Consider the following 20,748-nt stretch of genomic DNA (forward strand, 5'->3'; position numbering starts at 1 on the left):
TGGAAGGCTATGCCCTCTTGCCTTACCTCATACACGACATGAAGCCGCCAGGCCTCAAGGGATAGATCGTGAAACGCCTTATGTATCAATCACTTATCGCTACCAATCAGTACGCAGGTTTATTCCTGGGGCATTCGTTCGTCCCCACTCTTTTCGGAATCCAAAAAATGCAACGTGAAACGTTGATTTCGTTAAATGAAAAGAATATATTGAGTAACGAAATACAGAAAACGTTAAACAAAACGCTAAAGAGGAAGAAAATGCGAGGTGGGATCTAGAAGAAAAATGTCAGGGGCTACAGTATCCCCTCTGTTTTTAGCGCTGAGCTATTCAGAGGACATGATGCAATCCCTAGATAAAAAAGACCTGGTGGTTTTTACCAACGCCCAACCGGATTACCGAGTTCATCTACAAGAGCGGTACTTGGATAATGTTCGGAAGTGGGAACTCATCATCGAAAGTCCGTCAACAGGGCAAGTGTTTTCGGTTGTTACAGCGTTAGGGAAGACCAGACTTTTTAAAAATGCCGATACTGCTATCGACTTTATAAAAGAGACCTGTCCTAACAATCCGAACAAAGCAATAACCATAACGTACGGGGATTCCCCGTCATGACTATGAAGAGGCAACGGTATGCAAATCGAAACTGGAAAATCGAATTTCCGTAAGTCAGAAACCGTTAACAAACAATCCTGGGTAGCAACGTTTCAACAAAGCAACACCGTAACAACCCTCCGCAATATCTTCACTCCGAAACACGGAATGAACCACGCGGCCCTGATGCGCAAAGACTGGACTGCCAAGGCAGAAAAGATCGCCGTCCTCGGGTCGCTGTTCTCCCTGGCCCTTCTCCCTGAGTTCGCCAATGCGGCGATGGACTTCAGTTCGGTCAAGAACCTGCTGAAAGACATTGTTAGCTTCCTGATCTTCGATATCGGTTACTACCTGGGCATCCTGGCCATTGTGGTGCAGGGCTTCCGGGCTAAGTCGGGCCGTGTCGAGTGGTCCACCTTCGGTTGGACTGTCGCCGGTGTGTTCCTGGTGTTCTTCGCACCGAATATCGTCGCCGAGATCAAATCCGGCGCTGCAACCTCACTGCAATGAGTGCGGTCGAGCACGCACCCGATGAGGGTGAGGTGCTCGTCTTAGCGATGGCTCGACCATCTATGGTCGGCGCCTTCACGCTATCGAGCATTCTTATCAGCATCTTTGGACCGCTCATAACAGCATTGGTAATTCGCTCGTTATGGCCGGTTGGGGCAATACCACTTCTGTTTGGCATTTCGTATTACATTTGCAGCAAAGACGTTTATTTATTTGGTGTCTTGCAATCTGCATTTCGTTTACGGGCCTCTCGGAATAGGAAATTGTGGGGGTATCGGAGTTATGCGCCTCGTTGATAAAGCGTTTAGGAAATTGACGCGCAATCTCGACTTGTCGCTAGGCGTTCAACAGCCAGCAGGATCCGAAGAGGATCTGCTGGAGTTGGAAGTCAGCGCAATGGTGCCGTATGACTATCACTACGATGATCAGACGGTAATGACTAAGGAAAGCGCGTTAGTCCAAGTTATAAAAATTGATGGCTTGCTCTTTGATTCGCTGACCGAAGAACAGGTTAAACAGTTTGAAGTACGCCGTAACACGCTGCTGCGTACCGTCGCATCCAGTAACTTGGGCCTGTACGTGCATACCATCCGCCGTAAGGTCTTTGACTTCCCAGAAGGCGAGGGCGGCACCTGGTTCTCCAAGCAACTCAACGCTGCTTGGCGTGGCCGCTATCAACACAAAGGGTTCTACGTCAACGAGATCTATATCTCGCTGGTACGCAACCGTTTCCGGTCTGGTGTACCAGGGCTGATGGATCGAGGCATTGCGCTGATTACAGGGACCAGCCCGACTAAGCAGGATGCTGAATCCTATGACGACATGGCTGACGATCTGTACAAGGCTGCGAATCTGCTGCTGGGTGGACTGTCCGAGTACGGTGCGACTCGCCTGAAAGTGCAGCGGCACCCTAAAACCGATTCAAAGATGATCGACCGTGACCGGGCTTATGACGCGGTGCGTCGTTTCCGTTGGAGCTGGGCGGATTTCAAAGAGCACAACGGCGATCACCAGCAATACCCTTCTGAGGTCGTGTATGACTTCCTGGGAGAGGAATTCTCTGAACTCAGTACGTTCTTCAACTACCTGATCAACCTTGAGGATCGCAAGATCCCCCTGAGCGATCAGAAACTCTGCGAAACGTTGCCATACGCTCGCCTTAACTTTCGTGTGTTGGCAACCATGTGCGAAGTACGTGGCAGCACCAGTTCGCGTATCGGCGCGATGTTGAGCATGGCTGAATGGCCGCGCAGAACTCCATCGCGAATGATGAACAAGTTCCTGCAGCAGCCGGTGGAATACATCATCACGCAATCGTTCTTCTTCTCTAACCGAATCGAAGCTGAATCGGCGATGACGCAAGAACAACGGCGCCTGACTGTCTCGGACACCCACGGCATCGCCGACGATGACAGCAAGGAACTGACTGAGGGTATTCGGGCGTTGCGCCGTGGTGATGCTGTCAACGGTCTGCACCACCTGACCATCTTTGTGCATGTGCCGTCGTTGCCTATGGACTCGGAAGCGAACCGTAAGCAGAACGCTAGCGAACTCGATAAAGCCGTGGGCCTGGTGGAAAACTGTTTTGTTGACCTGAACGTCAAATCGGTACGCGAGTGGATGGGCCTGGAAACCTTCTACTGGTCGCAGCTGCCAGGCCAAGCACAGAACCTGATTGGTCGTCGCGGCAAGATCAAATCGACCAACTTCGCGGGGTTTGCTTCGTTGCACAACTTCGCCAAGGGGCGTCGGGATGGCAACCTGTGGGGGCCAGCCATTACCGCTTTTGAAACTGAGAGCGGGACTTCCTACAACTTCAACTTCCATCGCGAACTGGAAGGGATGGTTGCAGGGCACACGGCAATTGCCGCTGATACGGGTTCGGGTAAGACCACCGTTATTTCTCTGATGGTCAGTGAGGCCGACAAAGCCGAGCCACGAGTATTCTGGTTCGATAACCGCTACGGCGCAAAGGTGTTCATGAAAGCTATGGGCGGTGTGCATACCACGCTTTCCCCTCATAGCGGCATGAACTGGAACCCCTTCAAGCTGCCCGATACGGCTGAAAACCGTGCGTTTCTGGTGGATCTGCAAGTGCTGATGCGTCAGTGCTACGCATCAACCCCTACGTCTGCTGATGACATCAAGCGTTTCAAGGCTCTGGTGGACGAAAACTACAGCCTGCCGTTCGAGGATCGCCGGTTCCGCAATGTCGTGTGGACGTATGGCCAGGGCGAGCTGGCCGATGTTATGGCCATCTGGCACGGCGCCAAGGGTGTCACTGGCGCGAATGCCGGTGTCTTTGACAACGTGAATGACTCCATCGACCTGAGCACGTCGCGGCACTACTGCTTTGAAATGATGGAACTGCTCAAGGGCGGTGAGGCGCGGCCAGAACTTCCGGTCGTGTTGAGCTACCCACTGCATCGCATCGAGCAAGCAATGGATGGCACGCCTTTCATCCTGGTACTGGAGGAAGGGCAAAACCTGGTGAAGAACGAGTATTGGAAGAAGCGAATCGACAACTTCATCATGCAGATCCGTCGCAAAAACGGCCTGATTATCTTTGTCACGCCTGACGCCAAGTATTTCCGCAGTGAAACCGACTCAATCGACAAACAGAGTGCTACCAAGATCTATCTGTCGAACGACGCGGCCACTGATGAAGATCATCAAAACCTGACCGTCGCTGAACGTAAGTGGATCCGCGAAATCGGCCAGGGCTCTCGCAAGTTCCTTATCCGTCGCGGCAAAGAGTCGATCAAGGTTGTATTCGATCTGACCTCAGAGGATCCGAAGGCCGATCTGTCCGACTTCATCCCCGTGCTGTCCTCGAACGATGTTGGTGTGGCTCTGATGGAGTCGATCATCAAGCGCCTGGGCACTGACGATCCAGAGCAATGGGTTCCGGTCTTCATGGCCGAAGCCAAAGCCAAAAACACTCACAACTTGAAGGCGGTCAAATGATGACGACTATCAAAAAGCTGAGCCTCGCTACGGCGGTGGTTATGGCTATCAGCGGCCAAGCACACGCAACGGGTGTTCCAACTGGTGACGCTGGCACCTGGGCTGCGTTGGCCCAGCAATACCTCGTGTTGAAAGATCAATTTGACACGTTGAAACAGTCCTACGAGACGCAAAGCCGAACCCTGGACAGCCTCAAAGGTTCGTACGGTCGCGGCGCTATCGGTCTGAATGACGCGATCAACTCGGCCTCGGTCGTGCCAGGTTCATGGCAGGAAGTCGTTTCCCGTCAAAACTCGGGCGCTTATGGCAGTAAGCAGTCGTATTACGAACAACTGATCAACACGTTGCCGCAGGAACTGTTCAACAACCCGCAGGGCCAACGGGCTCAGAATTATCAGCTCAGTTCTGACTCTGTTCGCGCTGCAATGTCTGGTGGTGACGCGCTGTACAGCGAGGTGCAAGTCCACCTGAACAACTTGGCCACGCTCTCGGCGCAAGTCGATCACACCGCCAATGCCAAGGACGCCGCAGACCTGCAAAACCGTATTGCCGCTGAAAACGGCATGCTGTCCTCGGCTCAGTCGAAGCTGTCAGCGTTGAACATGAACCTGCAAGCGAACCTGAACAACGCTGAGAACCAGGCTACCTCGGACAACGAAAAATTCTTCAAGTGGAAAGATCAGTAATTCTCGCGTGCGAGAAAAGGAGTAACCGCATGAAAGCAATCGTCTTCATCTTCAAAGGCGTCACCCTCCCGATCTGGCTCCCGCTGTGGGTCGTGTTCAAGCTCTGGAAAGTGGTGCTGCTGGCCGTGGTGGTCAGTGCGGCCTCGGGGTGTGTCACCAATACCGGCAAGATTGATAAGTCGCCTTGCGCTTGCCAGTTCACCCCGTTTGTCACAGCAGACCAGGAGCGCAGCAATGCTTAAATTCAAACTGCATCACGTCCTTTCGGTAGTCGTTGCCGTGGTCGTTGTCGGTAGCGTGGTTTACATCAATACCGCTTCGTACTTCTCGACGGAACCTGCTGAACCAGGCAATCCAACAGCACCGATCAGCGTCGGGAAAAACCCTCTGTTGAGCGCATCAAAACACGACGTTGGCAACTGGTTCCCCGGCACTTGCTTTGCTGAGATCTACATGAAGTCGTCGTCGTACGGTGGTTCGCTGGTTCAAGGCTGCATCGAACAGACTTCCAGGGAGATCAAGGCACAAACCGGTGTGCAGTTGAGTGCCAGTGACTTCCGCGACCCCGAAGTGCTCTCTCACTTCAAGGGTGTGTACGGAGCATCGAACCCATGGCGCAGCTGACCCTTGAGGGCTTAATCGGTGCCACAGACGAAGTGACTACCAGCTTCGTCGCCCAGGTGTTTCCTGACTTGGCGGAACTGGTTTCCCCAGCCGTGTACCTGATTGCCGTTGCTTACTGGGCAGTGCTCGGGTTCACGATCTACAACGGCCAAGCCATCAAGTATTGGGATCTGGCGCAAAGGATGTTCCTCACTGCCATGGTGTTCCTGACGCTGAATTGGTCTACGGGAGGGCTTGTGTTCTACCAGGCATGGGGCGGTTTCACAGAATCCATTGCCGCGAAAATCATGAGCGGGGGTGTCAACTCGACGTCGATGCTCGACGCTTTGTATGTGAATGTCGGGAAAGTAGCCAGCGTTCTGATGAACGTCAGTTGGCGGCAGTTTGCAATGATTATGATGGGCTATGGCTTATTCGTTATTAACTGCATTCTGTTCGTGGTCGCGATTTTGAACATGCTGATTGCTAAGTTTGGTGCAGCTATCAGCATGTCGATTCTTCCGATCCTGGTCGCGTTTTTTTTCTTTCCACAAACACGGGGTTGGGGAATGAATTGGCTAAGCAAGATGTTGAACTTCTCGCTTATCTACATTCTGTCCATCGCCATTATCCGTTTCGGTTATTCCGTCTTCGGAGACGCCATTAACGAAGTTGCGCAAACTGCGACTATCAGTGACGCAGCTTTAATGACGGCTCAACAGTACGGCACATTATTGATCGTGGAAGGAGTTTTGATTATCTGCATGTTGCAAGTTCGCGGTTGGGCCGCTGCGTTGTCCTCTGGTGCAACTGTAGGGGGGTCGTCGCTGGTGATGATGGCTGTTAGAACTTTGGGAGTGAAAATGTAATGGACAAGACATTCAAGAATGATGAGGCCGTGCGCCGCAATTCATTGCGAGAGCAGCAGAAGGTCAAACAGGAACGCAATCGCTCCCTGTTCCTCAATGGTGCTCAGGCGATTTCCATTGTTGCGTTGGCTTGTGCGGTCTATGTCCTGTCGGATCTGCACACTGTCATTCCCGTGGTAGCCACCATCGGCGCAGACGGTGAAGTCCTGAAAATGCGCGTCATTGACAAGGACAACGTGTCGGCAGAACAAGCCTTGATCGAGTCAGACCTGTACGCCTTCGTGAATGCGTGCAACACCTTTGATCCACGCAGAAGGCAGTCACTTTCTGACACCTGCCACCTGTACACAACGCCGGAGGTTGCCCGTCAGTACGAGCAGGAAATCAATCCAGATAATCCAAGAAACCCCTACGCATTGCTGGGTGAAAAGGAGTGGATTGAAGCCGAGGCGTACAGCATCAACAAAGTAGGCGACATTTATCAAATTTCATTCACGTCAAACTTTCATCAAGCAGGGAAAGCTGATCCCGTACCAACGAACTACACAGCGAATCTGAAAATAGCGAACACACTTGTGCCGCGTCAGCTCGGTGATCGCTGGGTTAACCCGCTCGGTACTGTGATTACTCTTTATCGAAAAAGTGAAGAACTAAGCCGCCGGTAATTCACCCAACTCAAGGAAACTAAAATCATGAAGCAACATTGCATTTTGCCGACCGCTATCGCCCTGAGTTTGTGTTTTTTGGGTGGTTTTGCACACGCCGCTAAGTTTCCAACCCCGCTCTTGACCGATAAACGGGTTAAACAAGTTGCTTATGACCCGAACCAAGTCTACGAACTGGTGGGCACTTATAACTATCAAACATCCCTCGAATTTGAGGCGGATGAAATGGTGAAAGTGGTTGCCTTGGGCGACACCATCGCCTGGCAAACCATCCCGTTCCGCAATCGTCTGTTCCTCAAGCCGGTCGAGGAAAACGCGGACACCAACCTGACCGTGATCACCAGCAAGCGTACTTACTATTTCCAGCTGGGTAGCTCCAAGAAAAACACCGGCCAGTCGTACCTGATTCGCTTCATTTACCCAAGCAGCCGTGTGTCCTCTTTCACTGAGGTCAAGAGCCATGAGCCCCCGCCTGTGGTCAGCACCGGCACGCCAGGCTCCCCGAACATCAACTACGGCTATGCAGGTGACAAGGACTCCATTGGTTTGCAGTCGGTCATGGATGATGGCCAGTTCACCAAGTTCCTGCTCAAGAAAGGGGCTGACATGCCGCAGTTCTACCGCGTGTTGCCCGATGGTACTGAGGCCATGGTCAACAAACGCCGTGAGGGTGATTACGTGGTCGTAGAGCGCCTGGACAGTATGTTTGTCCTGCGTGACGGCAACGCCCATGTCTGCGTGGAGAACCTGGCCAACCCATATAAGCGCACCGTTACTCGGGGCGCTCGTGATGGTGGAGGGGCGTAAGCATGAACAATGACGACAACAAACCCGTTCCGGAGAAAACCCGCGAGGACGAACTTCGTGAGTGGAACGAATCACAGTCGAACTCGATGCTCAAAGCGAAGCCCGGCTCAAACAAGGCTGTCGGTGTCGCTATGGCGCTCACGGCGGTTGCGCTTTGTGGGTTTGTCTACTGGTTAAAACACAGTGATGAACCTGTAGCCGGGAACAGCATTGGTAATGACGCGATCACCGCCGCGCAGCCGCGCCGTGTGCAGGATCCAACCCCCAAGCGTCAAGCGGCGCAGGTCGCTCCTGTCAGCAATGACGGCAGCACTGCACCCGCTGACACGCCGCGCACTGTGGTAGACCGTCAAAATCAAACCGGTATGAGCGAAGCCGAGAAGCGTCGCCAGGCCATTGAGCTGCAACGTGAGCTTGAAGAACAGAAGATGCAGGCCGCACGTCAACGCTCGGCCATCATCGCCACTGCGAAAGACGAGGGCTTCACGGATGAAGCTGAGGGTCAGAAGGGTGGGTCTGGATCCTTGGGCGGGGGGAGCGATAGAAACGCTCCTGTCCCGTCAAATGCCAATAGCGCTTACGCATCCTCGACGTTCACCGATGGGGTTACGGTATCCAAGGTGCGCAAGATGGAAAACCTGGAATACAAGGTTCTGCAGGGCGCTGTTATCGAGGCTGTGTTGCAGCCCCGCGCCCAAAGCCAGTTGCCGGGGCAGGTCTGCGTAGACATTCAGCAGGACGTTTACGCGGCGGTCGGTCGCCGGGTTCTGATTCCGTGGGGCTCGACAGTTTGCGGCAGCTACAACGCCAGTCTTCGCCCTGGTCAAGAACGGTTGTTCACCATCTGGAATTGGTTGCGTACCCCGAACCTGCCGGGACGCCCAGCAATGGAGATCGCGATCAACAGCGCGGGCTCTGACCAGTTGGGCACCGCTGGCCAAGGTGGCGTAGTCGATAACCATTGGGGGCAAATCTTCGGTGTTGCTGCAGCGGTTTCGATCATCGGCGCCGGTGCCTCGAATACCGGCGTGTCGTCCGGCGATCAGGAAAACTCGGCGTCACGCTATCGCACGGAAGTACAGGAAGCCGCGTCTGAGTCGGCCCAAACGATCCTGGGTCGTTACGCCAGTATCCAGCCGACTTTGACCGTGCCCCATGGCTCGCGTGTGGTGATCTACCTGCAGCGCGATTTGGATTTCACCTCGCAGTACGAGGCTGAGATCGAGCACGCCAAGAGTGGCGGCGTCACCTTCATCCAGTGAGGAAGCGGTATGTCTGAGATTGCATCGTTCCGCGCCAAGCTGAAAAACCTGGTCACGCTTCTGGACGATCCAGAAGTGACCGAAATTGCGATCAATGGCCCTGGCAATGTCTGGGCCGGGTATCGAGGCAGTCGGTTCATGAAGCCGGTGCAGATCGAGGGGGTAACAACTGGATTGATTACCTCGCTCGGTGAGGTGATCGCCGCTCATACCGGGCAACAGGTTGACTCGTATACGCCGATCCTGTCGGGCCGTATTCCGATCAACCTCGCCGAGGGTGTGCCAGACAACCAGCGCGGCGATTACCGCGTGCAGGTTGTCTTGGCGCCTGCGGTCGAACAGCACATTGGCGGCATCGTCTGTATCCGTAAGCCCGGTATCAAGCAAATCACCCTGGACGAATACCAGGACACCGGGGCTTTCGAGCATATCAACGAGCCTCGGTTGCACAGCGACTATTCCGACGATCACCTGATAGCGCTGTACCGCGCTAAGCGCTGGAAAGAGTTCTTCATCGGGATCATGAAAGCCCGCAAGAACATCATGATTTCAGCCGGGACCAACGCGGGTAAAACCACCTGGCTCAACGGGATGCTGGAGCACATTGATCCGCATGAACGTCTCGTCACCATTGAAGACACCCGCGAAATCCGCACGCCCAACAAGAACGTGGTTCACCTGATCTATTCACGCGGCGGTCAAGGTCGCGCCAAGGTCACACCGTTTGACCTGCTTGAGTCGATCCTTCGACTGACCCCCGACCGGGCAATCATGGGCGAGATCCGCGGCGGCGAAGCCTTCCCGTTTTTGGAGCTGCTGAACACCGGTCATAGCGGTTCGCTTTCCTCGATTCACTCGGACTCGCCGGAAATGATGTTCGACCGCTTGGCGTCCATGGCTGCCCGTGGCGGCGCCGAAATGAACAAGTCGCAACTGATCGAATACTCGCGGCAACTGATCGATGTCGTCATTCAGTGGGAGTACGGCTTTGATGGCCGTCGCTACATCTCGGAGGTTCAATATGCAAAAGCTGCCTAAGTTCGCGGTAACGCTGTTGGCACTGGCCTGCACTCTCGGCCAGGCCTGGGCCGATGAACAAGCCCCGGTGCCGTTCTCTGAGCTGGCCGCGAAGTGCGCGCCTGCCGTGCATCCGCAGACCCTAAAGTCGTTGATCGGCAATGAATCGACCTATAACCCCTATGCGATTGGGGTGGTCGATGGCCGATTGGAGCGTCAGCCCCAGTCGTTGCGTGAGGCGGTGGCCACCGCCGAACGCCTGGAGCGAGAAGGCTTCCGTTTTTCTGTTGGTATTGGCCAGCTCCTGGTGACGAACATGCGCGCTCTTGGCCTGAGTTACGCGCAGGCGTTCGAGCCGTGCCGCAACCTGCAGGCGATTAGCGAGCTGATGGTCAAGAACTACACCAAGGCGCTGACTGCAAATCCGAACCCACAAGAGGCCCTGCGCGACTCGCTCTCGATGTACTACAGCGGGAACCCTGTACGTGGTTATCAGCCGGACAAAGAGGGCGATCTGTCCTATGTGCAGAAAGTCGTGGTCGGTGCCCTGAATCCTTCGAGCGCTGATCCGATTGTGCCTGCTGTGGAAGCCACTGCAGGCGATGAGGCGATACCCGTAGCGGTTGCATCACCAGGGGCACGAAAAGCGCCTGTGCGTGCTCGTACGGCCTCGGCAAAACAGGGTGACCCGTGGGTGATTGTGACCGATGAAAACGGCCAGGCCCCGCAACCCGCCCAACCGGCGAGCCCTGACCAAAAAGCCCCTGAACAGCCAAGGATTCAAGTTGCGTTGGACACTGGCGCCGCCGCGCCGGTTGAACAGTTCAAACGCTTCGCTGATCCCAAACCAGCCGCCGCGCCTGCATCCGCCCAAGGGCAAACGCAAGCCGAGCCATCTTTCGTACAGATCATCAATTGAATTTCTCGCACGCGAGAAAAGGGGGATTTATGCAAAAACTTCTATCCGCTCTTTTGCTGGGAGCGTTATTGCTGTCAGGCACAGCCGCTGCTGATGAACCGGTCCAACCGCCCTATGGCCAGGACAGTAACCCCGACGCTTGCGGTGCTGTGCTCTGCCTGCTGGGTATGACCCGCGATGGTGACTGCGACAAGTACATCCAGAAATATTTCAGCATCAAGCGCTACAGGAATGGCCATTTCAGCCCTTCGCGCACGAAAGACGCACGGGGGCGGGCTGTTGAGTCCTGCAAGGACGATGAAGGCTTGACTAAAAAGGCCAACGATATTTGGGGGCCTGTAGAAAATGGCTTCTAAGGCATTCAAACCGTTGGTATTGGTATTGGTGTTGGCACTGGCCGCCGGGGTCAGCGTGCAAACGCTGGCCCTGGCCGCTGACAACGAAAGTGACGGGAGCCGTCGCATCGAGGTCGGTTTCTCGCCCGAGGGCTCGGCACAGAAACTAGTCCTGCGCACCATTGACGCGGCAACCAGCTCTATCCGTGTTGCTGCGTACGTCTTCACCAGTCCCGATGTTACCCGAGCGCTGGTTGCCGCCAAGCAACGCGGTGTTGACGTAGCGGTGATCGCTGATCACCGCAGCAACCTCGAAGAACAGCGCTCAACTGCTGGGCGTCATGCGCTGACACTTCTGGCCAAGGCGGGTATCCCGACTCGTACGGTCAAGGCTTACCCGATTCATCACGACAAGTTCATGGTTGTCGATGGAATGGCGGTGGAAACCGGCAGTTTCAACTTCACCGCAGCAGCAGCCAAGAGCAACAGCGAAAACGCCCTGGTGGTTTGGAACGATCCGGCGCTCGCTGAAACCTACCTGAGCCATTGGCAAAGCCGCTGGGATCAAGGTCAAGCCTTCACGGCAAAATACTGAGAGAGGGTTTACACATGGCAAAACCAGAAGTCCCCCAAGTCACCTATTTGCTCAATCAAGAAGGCAAAGACCGCGAGGTCTTTACCAATGCGGCCAAAGCAGGCGAGGCCTGGCACAAAGCGGATGTGAACTCGAAGCCAATGATGCTCGTTGAGCAACCTGGCCAAAAGGTGCAGATCGGGGCGAATAGAGAAAACGGAAATTTTCGTACGTTAAGCGCTCTGTCAAGTCATAGAGGCGGACGCAAGCAACCAATAGCCATGGCGACCAGGCTATCGAGTAATGCTGAGGATTCCAGTTGTGTCGGAATATCTTCCATCACCGAACGGATCACACTGCGCAACCCCTGTCCGAGTAAATAAGCCGCCAGGGCCGGGTGCTCGGTGGTGATCTCATGCTCGTACAGCTGCAGAAGCGGCAACCAGGTCGCTTCGATGAATTCACCTGTCGTTTGGTAAGGGCCGCGCCACATGCCTAGGTGAAGGGCTGAGTGGTAACGCAAGTGAAAGGCCTTGTTCAATTTGAACAGTCGCATTTCAACCCGAATGATGTTGGCCAGAATATCCCGCAGCGCTGATTTCAAAGGCATGCCCATCAGCCCTTCACGCACCCTCAGTAGTTCCTCAGATTCCTCGTCGAGAACACGCTCGTACAACAAGGCAACAATCGCGTCCTTGTTGGGGAAATATTGGTAGATCGAGCCGACGGCGACCCCAGATAGCTCCGCAATGCGGGCGACGGTCAGTGATGCTTCGCCTGTTTCATCCAGAATCCGCAGACACGCCTGCTCCACGGCGTCCACCAGTGCGCGAGAGCGTGATTGACTCGGACGCTTGCGTAACGCGGGAAGCTGCTCCGGCGAAGACTTTGGGCCCATCTTAATTTCGTCGCCTTTCTTGTTCATAGAAATCCGAGTGCTGCGTTTATCGTCACATTAAAACGTTGCATTTATATCAACAAAATCAGTCGGTTATGAATGATAGCGGGCACTTCTGGAATGCGATTATCTCAACCTCGGCGACGTGAGTATGATCGTTTTCGTCGATCAGACAACGTCTAAACGCGCAGTGATGCGCTCATAAGATCGGATTTTCCGACCCTACAGGGAGATTGCCCATGTCGTCATCGTTCACTGTCCGGCCCCTTGGTCCAAGCGTGGGCGCCGAAGTGCTTGATCTGGATCCCGCTTCAGTATTTTTGCCAGAGACGCTGGCGGCGCTTGAAGCAGCACTGGTTAAACATGAAGCCCTTGTGCTGCAAGTCCCAAAACTGCGGCCAGAGCAACACCTGGCGATTGCTAAGCATTTTGGTGAACCTGAAGTCCACACCTTTTACCCCAACTTGGGCGAAGGCTTTGAACAAATCACCGTGATCGACTCCAAACTTGGTGATCGTGCCGATATGTGGCACCACGACGAGAGCTTTCTACCCAGCCCGCCAATAGTCACCATGACACACGCGCAAATCTTGCCGCCGATTGGTGGCGACACCTGCTGGATCAGTATGACCACTGCGTACGACGCACTGTCCGAGCGTATGAAACAGTATCTCGACGGCCTGAGTGCCTGGCACGATATGAACGGGCCGATGACCGCAGCGTTGCGCCAGAACGTCGTCACTCACGAGCGTTATCTCGAAGTGATCAACATGAACCGTCGGCACTTGCATCCGCTGGTGATTAAACACCCGATTTCAGGTCGCAAGGCATTGTATTTGAGCCCGACTTACACCACCCATATCGACGGCCTGGTTATCCCTGAAAGCGATGCGGTTCTCGCCTACTTGCACGCCCATTGCCAACAGGTTCATTTTGGCTTCCGCCATCGCTGGACTGTCGGTGACATGGTGATCTGGGATAACCGTAGCGTGCTTCACAACGCCATATTGGATTATCAACCTCACCAGCGTCGCATGCAGCGCGCCTCAGTATTCGCTCGCGAGACTTTCCACGCGTGATTCATTGATTGGTTGATCACCCGTATGTGTGGGTGGCTCAAGGGGAACATCTATGTTGCAAGATAAGCTGAACCAAGACTTGCTGGCTCGATTCACACCCAAGCCGGGGCGGCATGCGCTGCTGCCCGAACTGACACCAGAGCAGACCGTGGCATTGCTGTGCCGGGTGTTGTTCCGCGAGGGTTATAACGACCATATCGCCGGTCACATCACAGTTCGCCAAGACGACGGCACTTACTTGGCCAACCCGTGGGAGCTGACCTGGGGAGAGGTGACCGCCTCGGATATCGTGCGCCTCGATGATGAGGGTAAGGTGATTGAGGGTGAATGGAACATCACCCCGGCCATCAACTTGCACATGGATCTACACGCCGCACGGAATGATGTGCACGTGGTGATCCACAATCATCCACGTTGGGGATCGGTGTGGTCGGCGGCCGGACGCATTCCGCCTATCTACGATCAGACATCCGCTTTGGTTGACACCGACCCGGTGCTATATGACGAATATCGCGGCACGGTTGAAGACTCCGAATTGGGTCGCGCCGTTGTGGACGCACTTGGCCCGAATAAATGGGCCTTACTTGCCAACCACGGCGTGCTGGTAGTGGACAACGGCATTCGTCAGGCGCATTTGCGTGCGATCACACTGGAGTGGCGCAGCCGTCTGGCCTGGCATGTCGAGGCACTCGGTGGAGGCTCGCCGTTGCCCGACCACGTCGTGCTCGCAACCGGCAAGCGCACTGATTCGAATGGGTTCCCATTTTTGTGGGAAGCAATGGCTCGCGAGGAAATCCGCCGCGACCCCTCCGTGCTTGAATAAGCCCTAATCACCGTTTGGAGGTCGGCATGGCAACTGCCGTGCCGCTAATACTTCTTATTCTGGTTGGATCTATGCGCGCGATGAAGCCAACTCTATTACTGCTTTCTGTATTGCCCCATAGCCTGATGGAGCGTCTACGCGAGCATTTCGATTGTTACCAGCAGTCACAACTCGACGAAAAACAAGCCATCGCTCTGACCCCAACCGTACGTGGCATCGTTGCAACCGGCGAATCGAGCGTGACGCGCGAACAGATCGCTCGACTGCCTGCGCTCGAAATTATCTCGGTGCTGGGGGTCGGCTACGATGGCATCGACCTTGAGGCTGCGCGCGATCACGATGTCTGTGTTACCCACACCCCGGGTCTATCCACCGAAGATATCGCGGATTTCGCTATGGCACTGTTGAAGTCCTATCCGCTGACCGGTTTGTTCGCAGTGGTGGGTGGAAAACAGGCCGTCATCCGATGACTGCGCGAGTGTTCGGCGGACGAATTGGCATCATCGGTCTAGGCCGTATTGGCAGAGCAGTGGCATTACGAGCCCAGGCGTTCGGTATGAGCATTGCGTATACGGGGCGCACGCAAAAGGCTGATGTGCCCTATCGCTGGTGCAACGATGTGCAAGCACTGGCAGCGAGTGTTGATTATTTAGTGGTGTGCGCGAGCGGTGGTCCCTGCACTCACGGCATGATCAATGAAACTGTACTCGCTGAGCTTGGCCCCTGCGGTGTGTTGGTCAACATAGCACGCGGTTCCATCGTCGACGAACATGCCCTTGTAGAGGCCTTGCGCAACCGCAAGATTCTCGCAGCGGGGCTCGATGTGTTTTGCGATGAGCCAAGGGTTTCGCAGGCACTGAGAGAACTACCCAATGTGGTGCTGACGCCGCATATGGCAAGTAATACAGAGGCGACCGTTCAAGCAATGCTGGATCTTGCATTTGATAATTTGGCGACTCATTTTTCTGGGAGGCCTGTATTAACTCAAGTGAATTAGCCGCTTCTTAGCGAAAGCTGCTATCCGGGGTTGTACGCCGGAATCCCAGAAATTTCCGTCAGCCCAGCTCCAGTCCCGCCACGAGCGCATCCAGGTCGATGAACTTGCCGTCAGTCTGGAAGGTGTAATGCCCGTTCAGCAGGATGTGCCGCCAGGCCGCTGGCGACATCTGCGTGATCAACGCCAGCGCCTTGGCATTGCCAGCTGCCTCGTACTTCGTCAGCAGCAGGGACAGGATCGCCGAGTTGTAGAAGATGATCGCGTTGCCGATCAGCCTGGCGCACTGGTTGCTGATCTCGATTTCGATGTCGGTGCGGCCGGTCAATTCCTTCTTCCCACCGACTTGGGCGATGGTCGAGCGTAGCTGGTGATAGGACTCAATGCGGTTCTGCGAGCGGTGAACATTACGCTCCAGTTGCGGGTCGCGCAGGTAGCGCAGTGTGTAGATACTGCGGATGAGCTTGTCGAACTCGAAGATTGCGCGCCGCGTCGGGTTCGGCGCCGTATAGGTGCACAGCTTGCGGATCAGCGTGCCCTGCGTCATTTCCTTCAGGCCCAGTGTGGCGACGATTCGGTCGATGTTCGCCTTCTCACCGACGATGAGTTGCCGGTCGATCTGGCCAGCCGGCCGGATCAGGCATTTCTCGTACAATGCCAGATCATCGGCGCAATACAGCTCCTGCAACTGGTCGTCGAGGTCGGTGAAGCGCGGCTCGAAACGAAGTCCGAACCAGTGCAGGATGGCGAAGTTGGCCTTGTTGATGCTGTGCATGTCGCCGGTGATCGCGCTCGGCACGATGTCCGACGTGTTGCGGTACCAGATGTCGAACACGTGGTGAGCCTCGTACTCGTGTGCGCCTATCAGGTAGCCGTTCAACGGCACGTGATTGCACAGCAGCGTGTAGGCGACGACGCCCTTGCCGCGGCCGAAATATTTGCGCGAGTAGCGCGCCTTCACAGTTGGTCGCTCGACGCCGAATTTCTGCCCATCAACGGCACCGTACAACGAATCGAGGTCGAACGAGTAATGCGGGAAGATCGGCAGTGCGGCGATGGCGTTGCTGATGCAATCGTTGGCCACATGTAGCGTCGCCTGGCGCAGGTACTGCTGGTAGGTACTCTCCAGGACGTGGTACGGGATGTCGCTGGTACGTGCCATAACCTGGTTGCCGTGGTTCATGGCTTGGGCAATGATCACCGCCATCAGACTGTCGGCGTCGGCTACCTTCTTCGCATAGCGTGGCTGCAATGGTGTCAGCGCCGACAGGAACTGGCACTGGCCGTTGACGAAGCGAAACACGTCGGCGACATCGCAGTATGGCAGTTGCTCGTAGAGAGCTTGCTCGCGCGCCTTCTGGTTCTCCCCCTTGGGCTTGCGCCAGGTCAGTCTCTGCGTGTCCTTGTCGTATTCCAGGTGCGTCAGCTTGCCCTGTTTCAGCTCGCGATTGAACGCCACCCATTGCGCACGCAACTCGGCCGCCAGTGCATCGAGCTGGGCACTGACCGGCTGCCGCAGGAAGGGGATGTCCATCTGCGCGAGCACGGCGGCTTTCTCGTCCATCGAAACCAACTCGTCGGACAAATGCCGGTGCTGCAAGCTGTCGTCAATGTAGAGCTCGCCCGCCTGGAAGCGTTTCCTGACCTGACGGTAAAGCCAGAATTCGTAACGATCGGCATGCAGGCCTGTCGGCGTGCCTTCGGCATCGAACATCAGCAGGTACGGACGCAAGCGTTTCGGCAGCGTTGCCGCCGGACATTCGTCGAGTGGCCGTTGTGATAGGCGCTGCTGCTTGGCGAACACGCTCTTGGCCCAAGTCAGCGCCGCGAGCCATGGGTTATCGGGGGCCGTGCCGGCGAAGTCGAGCGCGACGTACAGCGGCCGTAGATGGCGTCGAATGCGTTCGGCCAGGCCGTCCACCGCCTGCCAGTGCAGCGCCAGTTTGTTCAGTGGCTTGACGCTCATGCGCTGCGCCGTGTTTTGCAGCAATTCCCTGGACATGATTTTGTAGGCGCGTTGGCGCACCTCGCCGAACGGCGTCGGATCGGCCACGCTGTCGTCCACGTACAGCGACAGCAGGCGGCCAACCTGCGGCGTTTCCTGATGGCGTCGCAGCTGTTCGGCGACAAAGGACTGTTTCGCACCCGTGCGGCTCTCGTCCTCAAGTTTTTTCATGTGGAAGGCCATCGCGTCGACCAGGTTGTCGGTGAGCTGCCGGTAACGTACCCAGGCATAGCACAGCAGGTAGAGCCGGGTCTGCTCCGCCTTCAGGTGGCGCAGGTCATGGACGGTATAGAAGTTCGCCAGGCTCGCGTAGTACAGCAGGTTCTGCTGCGAGATGCCGAGCTTGGGCAGCAGCGCCTTGGCGATCCCGTGCAAGGACTTCAGCGTGGCGCGCTTCTCGCGCTCCCCTGCCATCTGACGCCAGCCGAAATCTTTAGCGTCCTGCTTGAGCGCTGCCAGTTGAGACAGGGTGTCGTCACGCACCAGGAGCTGGCCCAGCGCAGCTTTGGCCGATTCGTCCAACACTTCTGCCAGCAAGCCGCCCAAGCGCCTGCGTTCGGTGGACAGGGCTTCACTGACCAGCTCTTGTAAGGTGGTGTGGCCGGGCCGGATGATTTTGTGCTCGCTGAGCCAAACGATCAGTTCGGCGGCCACGAATCCTGGCATTACGTCGCGCCGCACGATCTGTTCAGCCTGCTGTGCCAGTTGCGGCAGGAAGCTAGCCGCCCACGACCGGTAGCCGAACAGTTCGGCGATCTGACCCCTCTGGCTGTAGTGCTCATGCTTGGTGATCGCCTTGCGTTCGAACGCTTCGCCGTGGAAATAGCGACTCAGCACGAAGGCGCAATCGTCCTCGACCTCATGCCAATCGAAGCGGAAGAAAGCATGCTTGGCCTTGAAGTAGCCGATCTGCAAGACGCAATAGACTTGGGCCTGCAGGCTAGGCCGGCTGCTGGCGAACGCCAGTTCAGATTCGGTCAACGCCAGGTATTCCAGCCGCTGAGCATCGTCGAAGTCCGGTAGGCCGTACAAGGCTTCCTGCTCTGCGTCAGAAAAGACGGTGAGTAGCTTATTCTTGTTGCTCATCGACCGTCCTTCCCGCACCACGCCAACCTGCTCGCGTCAATGTTTCGATCAACGTAGTGCGCTTGACATTGAAGTTGCGGCACACCGCCGCCTTAGACATGCCGCCATCGAGCGCGGCGACGATGGCGTCCAGCTTCTCACCAGTGATCGCCTGCGGCCGGCCGCCGATCCGGCCGCGTTTGCGTGCGGCGGCCAAGCCCGCGACGACGCGCTCCTGAATCAAGGCGCGCTCGTACTGCGCGAGCGCACCGAACACCTGGAACAGGAATTCGCCCGAGGGCGTCGTAGTGTCCAGGTTCTCTGTCAGCGAGCGGAACGCCACCCGCTTGTCCTTGAGCGAAGTCACAATGGCGAGCAGGTGCGACAGCGAGCGACCGAGCCGGTCGAGTTTCCACACCACCAGCACATCGCCGGCTCGAACGAACTCAAGCGCCCGCGCCAAGCCGGCACGGTCATCCTTCGCGCCAGAGGCACGATCCTCAAACAGGTGACGCGGATCGACGCCGGCGGCGAGCAGCGCGTCGCGCTGCAAGTCCGTGCTCTGGCGGTCGGAGTCCGACGACACGCGCATGTAGCCAACCAACATAGGCGGATAACCATCAAAAACAGGTTTCCGCATAATAGTGAATAGCGATAGAGTTTTCCGTACATTTTTGAGGGGGTGTTGCACAGGTAGCACAGCGGCGGCTGACAGCCTGTCGCAAAACAAATGTTTTACGACACCTCCTTGAGGTTGCCGCGTTTACATCATTACCTGAACAGGTATAAAATTCCGTCATGACAAACAAAGAAAAACCGCTCGAATGGATCGCGAGCAGCCACAAGGATTTGATGGCGTTGCCGTCCGACGTGCGTCGCCGTTTCGGTTACGCGCTCTCGTTGGCGCAGATAGGCGATCAGGATGACGCAGCAAAGGTGCTCAAGGGGTTCGGTGGTGCCGGCGTGCTGGAGGTCGTCGAAGACGATGCCGGCGGCACCTATCGAGCGGTATACACGGTCAAGTTTGCGGAAGCGGTGTTCGTCCTGCACTGCTTCCAGAAGAAGAGCAAGAGCGGAATCGCCACGCCAAAGGCCGACATGGACATCATCCGCGCTCGGCTGAAGGTGGCCGAGGTATTGGCACAGGAGCTACGAAATGCAAAAACGAATCATTGAAGGCGTCGAGGTTCAGCGCAGCTCGGGCAACGTCTTTGCCGACCTTGGACTGCCTGACGCTGAAAAGCTCAAGATCAAGACCGGCCTGGTGGTCGAGATCAGGAGGGCCATGCGCGCCCTTGGGCTGACTCAACAAGCGGCGGCCAAACGCATGGGCATCCCGCAACCGAAGGTGTCGGGCATGATGCGCGGCGACTTCACCAATCTATCCGAACGCAAGCTGATGGATTGTCTGAATCGCCTCGGCTACGACATCGAAATCAAGGTACGGCCAGCAGCCGAGCCGATCGGGCATCTAACGCTCGCAACCGCTTAATCGGAGCCCTCCTGATGGCAGCCCGCATCACCGACGACGAATGGGACGAACTGACTCCCGAGAATTTCGATACCACGGCACTGCTGCGTGCAGTCGATGCCGTGGACGTGCTGCGCGGCGATTTGAATGACAGCGCAGACGGCGCACCTCCGCAACTGCGCACCGACCTGTTGAAGCTGCATCAACTGGCAATGGCCGCGTTCAACGAGGGATCACGCAGCCGAGTGGCTGAGCTATTTGATCTCGCCGTGGATCTTCAGGATCAGGTTGATCATCTGATGACCTCGCTGGAACAAGTGCAAGAAACCCTGTCCCGGTTGACGGCGCTCTACCCAGAAAGCCTGTCCTGAATGTTCTTGGAGACAACCACATCATGAGCCGCAGCCGCCGCAAAACGCCCATCGTTGGGCACACGACCTGCCGTAGCGAGCGCGAGGACAAGAAACTCTGGCATCAGCGCTGGCGAACTCACGAGCGCACCGCGCTGGCCAGCGCGTCGCCGGAAGCTCTATGCGCCCATCTGCCTCTACTGGAAAACCAGGTCAGCAACGTCTGGTCGATGGGTAAGGATGGCCGCTCCTACT

The 20,748-nt window shown here is 56.1% G+C and carries 24 protein-coding genes and 1 pseudogene; 22 read left to right on the forward strand and 3 right to left on the reverse strand.

From position 1 onward, the window contains the following. Window positions 1-633: 633 nt before the first annotated feature. The 14 genes from ACW9IN_RS21740 to ACW9IN_RS21805 all read left to right on the forward strand — a co-directional run bounded on the left by ACW9IN_RS21740 (window position 634) and on the right by ACW9IN_RS21805 (window position 11,829). The gene (locus tag ACW9IN_RS21740) at window positions 634-1,104 is read left to right on the forward strand and encodes a TrbC/VirB2 family protein (protein WP_337859735.1); all 471 of its coding nucleotides are present in this window, start codon (window positions 634-636) and stop codon (window positions 1,102-1,104) included. Then, entirely contained in the window at window positions 1,101-1,400 is a 300-nt protein-coding gene (locus ACW9IN_RS21745; RefSeq protein ID WP_081036823.1) for a VirB3 family type IV secretion system protein, read from the forward strand. The genes ACW9IN_RS21740 and ACW9IN_RS21745 overlap by 4 nt, the downstream gene beginning before the upstream one ends. Then, complete coding sequence (locus ACW9IN_RS21750; RefSeq protein ID WP_457367743.1) at window positions 1,387-4,071, forward strand: VirB4 family type IV secretion/conjugal transfer ATPase; 2,685 nt, start codon at window positions 1,387-1,389, stop codon at window positions 4,069-4,071. Before ACW9IN_RS21745 ends, ACW9IN_RS21750 begins: the two co-directional genes overlap by 14 nt. Continuing rightward, window positions 4,068-4,757, forward strand: coding sequence for a type IV secretion system protein (locus ACW9IN_RS21755; RefSeq protein ID WP_337859737.1), 690 nt, complete (start codon window positions 4,068-4,070; stop codon window positions 4,755-4,757). Before ACW9IN_RS21750 ends, ACW9IN_RS21755 begins: the two co-directional genes overlap by 4 nt. 29 nt (window positions 4,758-4,786) lie before the next feature. Further along, window positions 4,787-4,999 (forward strand): hypothetical protein, encoded by a 213-nt coding sequence (locus ACW9IN_RS21760; RefSeq protein ID WP_048377561.1) that lies wholly within the window; start codon window positions 4,787-4,789, stop codon window positions 4,997-4,999. Next, window positions 4,992-5,381 carry a hypothetical protein gene (locus tag ACW9IN_RS21765; protein ID WP_095021409.1) on the forward strand — a complete coding sequence of 130 codons (390 nt, stop codon included), beginning with the start codon at window positions 4,992-4,994 and terminating at the stop codon, window positions 5,379-5,381. The genes ACW9IN_RS21760 and ACW9IN_RS21765 overlap by 8 nt, the downstream gene beginning before the upstream one ends. Then, window positions 5,369-6,229 (forward strand): type IV secretion system protein, encoded by an 861-nt coding sequence (locus ACW9IN_RS21770; protein ID WP_032902804.1) that lies wholly within the window; start codon window positions 5,369-5,371, stop codon window positions 6,227-6,229. The genes ACW9IN_RS21765 and ACW9IN_RS21770 overlap by 13 nt, the downstream gene beginning before the upstream one ends. After that, window positions 6,229-6,894: a type IV secretion system protein gene (locus tag ACW9IN_RS21775; RefSeq protein WP_086799838.1), complete on the forward strand. Its 666-nt coding sequence runs from the start codon at window positions 6,229-6,231 to the stop codon at window positions 6,892-6,894. The genes ACW9IN_RS21770 and ACW9IN_RS21775 overlap by 1 nt, the downstream gene beginning before the upstream one ends. Before the next feature lie 27 nt (window positions 6,895-6,921). Then, complete coding sequence (locus ACW9IN_RS21780; RefSeq protein WP_457367744.1) at window positions 6,922-7,701, forward strand: TrbG/VirB9 family P-type conjugative transfer protein; 780 nt, start codon at window positions 6,922-6,924, stop codon at window positions 7,699-7,701. Window positions 7,702-7,703: 2 nt separating this feature from the next. Further along, on the forward strand, window positions 7,704-8,963 hold the full coding sequence (locus ACW9IN_RS21785; protein ID WP_153355473.1) for a TrbI/VirB10 family protein: 1,260 nt from the start codon (window positions 7,704-7,706) through the stop codon (window positions 8,961-8,963). Between the two features lie 9 nt (window positions 8,964-8,972). Then, window positions 8,973-10,001, forward strand: coding sequence for a P-type DNA transfer ATPase VirB11 (gene virB11 / locus ACW9IN_RS21790; RefSeq protein ID WP_086799843.1), 1,029 nt, complete (start codon window positions 8,973-8,975; stop codon window positions 9,999-10,001). Then, window positions 9,985-10,899 (forward strand): transglycosylase SLT domain-containing protein, encoded by a 915-nt coding sequence (locus ACW9IN_RS21795; RefSeq protein ID WP_457367745.1) that lies wholly within the window; start codon window positions 9,985-9,987, stop codon window positions 10,897-10,899. Before virB11 ends, ACW9IN_RS21795 begins: the two co-directional genes overlap by 17 nt. A gap of 29 nt (window positions 10,900-10,928) precedes the next feature. Then, the gene (locus ACW9IN_RS21800; protein WP_032902809.1) at window positions 10,929-11,255 is read left to right on the forward strand and encodes a TrbM/KikA/MpfK family conjugal transfer protein; all 327 of its coding nucleotides are present in this window, start codon (window positions 10,929-10,931) and stop codon (window positions 11,253-11,255) included. Between the two features lie 64 nt (window positions 11,256-11,319). After that, window positions 11,320-11,829, forward strand: a complete 510-nt coding sequence (locus ACW9IN_RS21805) for a phospholipase D family nuclease (RefSeq protein WP_457367751.1) — start codon at window positions 11,320-11,322, stop codon at window positions 11,827-11,829. A gap of 229 nt (window positions 11,830-12,058) precedes the next feature. Here the strand turns inward: ACW9IN_RS21805 and ACW9IN_RS21810 are convergent, their stop codons facing one another. Next, on the reverse strand, window positions 12,059-12,733 hold the full coding sequence (locus ACW9IN_RS21810; RefSeq protein WP_457367746.1) for a TetR/AcrR family transcriptional regulator: 675 nt from the start codon (window positions 12,731-12,733) through the stop codon (window positions 12,059-12,061). A 212-nt stretch (window positions 12,734-12,945) separates the two neighbouring features. Between ACW9IN_RS21810 and ACW9IN_RS21815 the strand changes: the two genes are divergently transcribed. From ACW9IN_RS21815 to ACW9IN_RS21830, 4 genes are read left to right on the forward strand one after another with little or no spacing between them, the layout of a single operon-like run. After that, window positions 12,946-13,785: a TauD/TfdA dioxygenase family protein gene (locus tag ACW9IN_RS21815; RefSeq protein ID WP_457367747.1), complete on the forward strand. Its 840-nt coding sequence runs from the start codon at window positions 12,946-12,948 to the stop codon at window positions 13,783-13,785. Window positions 13,786-13,837: 52 nt separating this feature from the next. Beyond that, complete coding sequence (locus ACW9IN_RS21820) at window positions 13,838-14,608, forward strand: class II aldolase/adducin family protein (protein ID WP_457367748.1); 771 nt, start codon at window positions 13,838-13,840, stop codon at window positions 14,606-14,608. Between the two features lie 26 nt (window positions 14,609-14,634). After that, window positions 14,635-15,078 carry a hypothetical protein gene (locus ACW9IN_RS21825; RefSeq protein WP_457367749.1) on the forward strand — a complete coding sequence of 148 codons (444 nt, stop codon included), beginning with the start codon at window positions 14,635-14,637 and terminating at the stop codon, window positions 15,076-15,078. Continuing rightward, window positions 15,075-15,605 (forward strand): NAD(P)-dependent oxidoreductase, encoded by a 531-nt coding sequence (locus ACW9IN_RS21830; protein WP_457367750.1) that lies wholly within the window; start codon window positions 15,075-15,077, stop codon window positions 15,603-15,605. The genes ACW9IN_RS21825 and ACW9IN_RS21830 overlap by 4 nt, the downstream gene beginning before the upstream one ends. Before the next feature lie 58 nt (window positions 15,606-15,663). On the opposite strand, the gene ACW9IN_RS21835 is transcribed toward ACW9IN_RS21830, so the two are convergent. Together ACW9IN_RS21835 and ACW9IN_RS21840 are read right to left on the reverse strand one after the other, a co-directional pair. Continuing rightward, window positions 15,664-18,693, reverse strand: coding sequence for a Tn3 family transposase (locus tag ACW9IN_RS21835; RefSeq protein ID WP_010799689.1), 3,030 nt, complete (start codon window positions 18,691-18,693; stop codon window positions 15,664-15,666). After that, window positions 18,677-19,279, reverse strand: coding sequence for a recombinase family protein (locus ACW9IN_RS21840; protein ID WP_010465829.1), 603 nt, complete (start codon window positions 19,277-19,279; stop codon window positions 18,677-18,679). The genes ACW9IN_RS21835 and ACW9IN_RS21840 overlap by 17 nt, the downstream gene beginning before the upstream one ends. A 191-nt stretch (window positions 19,280-19,470) precedes the next feature. Here ACW9IN_RS21840 and ACW9IN_RS21845 point away from each other — a divergent pair, with 191 nt between their 5' ends. The 4 genes and pseudogenes from ACW9IN_RS21845 to ACW9IN_RS21860 form a co-directional block, all read left to right on the forward strand. Further along, window positions 19,471-19,848 carry a type II toxin-antitoxin system RelE/ParE family toxin gene (locus tag ACW9IN_RS21845; RefSeq protein WP_003151133.1) on the forward strand — a complete coding sequence of 126 codons (378 nt, stop codon included), beginning with the start codon at window positions 19,471-19,473 and terminating at the stop codon, window positions 19,846-19,848. Further along, window positions 19,829-20,164, forward strand: a complete 336-nt coding sequence (locus ACW9IN_RS21850; protein ID WP_001172026.1) for a helix-turn-helix domain-containing protein — start codon at window positions 19,829-19,831, stop codon at window positions 20,162-20,164. The genes ACW9IN_RS21845 and ACW9IN_RS21850 overlap by 20 nt, the downstream gene beginning before the upstream one ends. Window positions 20,165-20,178: 14 nt before the next feature. Beyond that, window positions 20,179-20,514, forward strand: coding sequence for a hypothetical protein (locus ACW9IN_RS21855; protein WP_000741275.1), 336 nt, complete (start codon window positions 20,179-20,181; stop codon window positions 20,512-20,514). A gap of 23 nt (window positions 20,515-20,537) precedes the next feature. Further along, window positions 20,538-20,748 (forward strand): annotated as a pseudogene (locus tag ACW9IN_RS21860) (hypothetical protein); the annotation flags it as partial.

The sequence above is a fragment of the Pseudomonas sp. SDO5271_S396 genome (assembly GCF_054071795.1).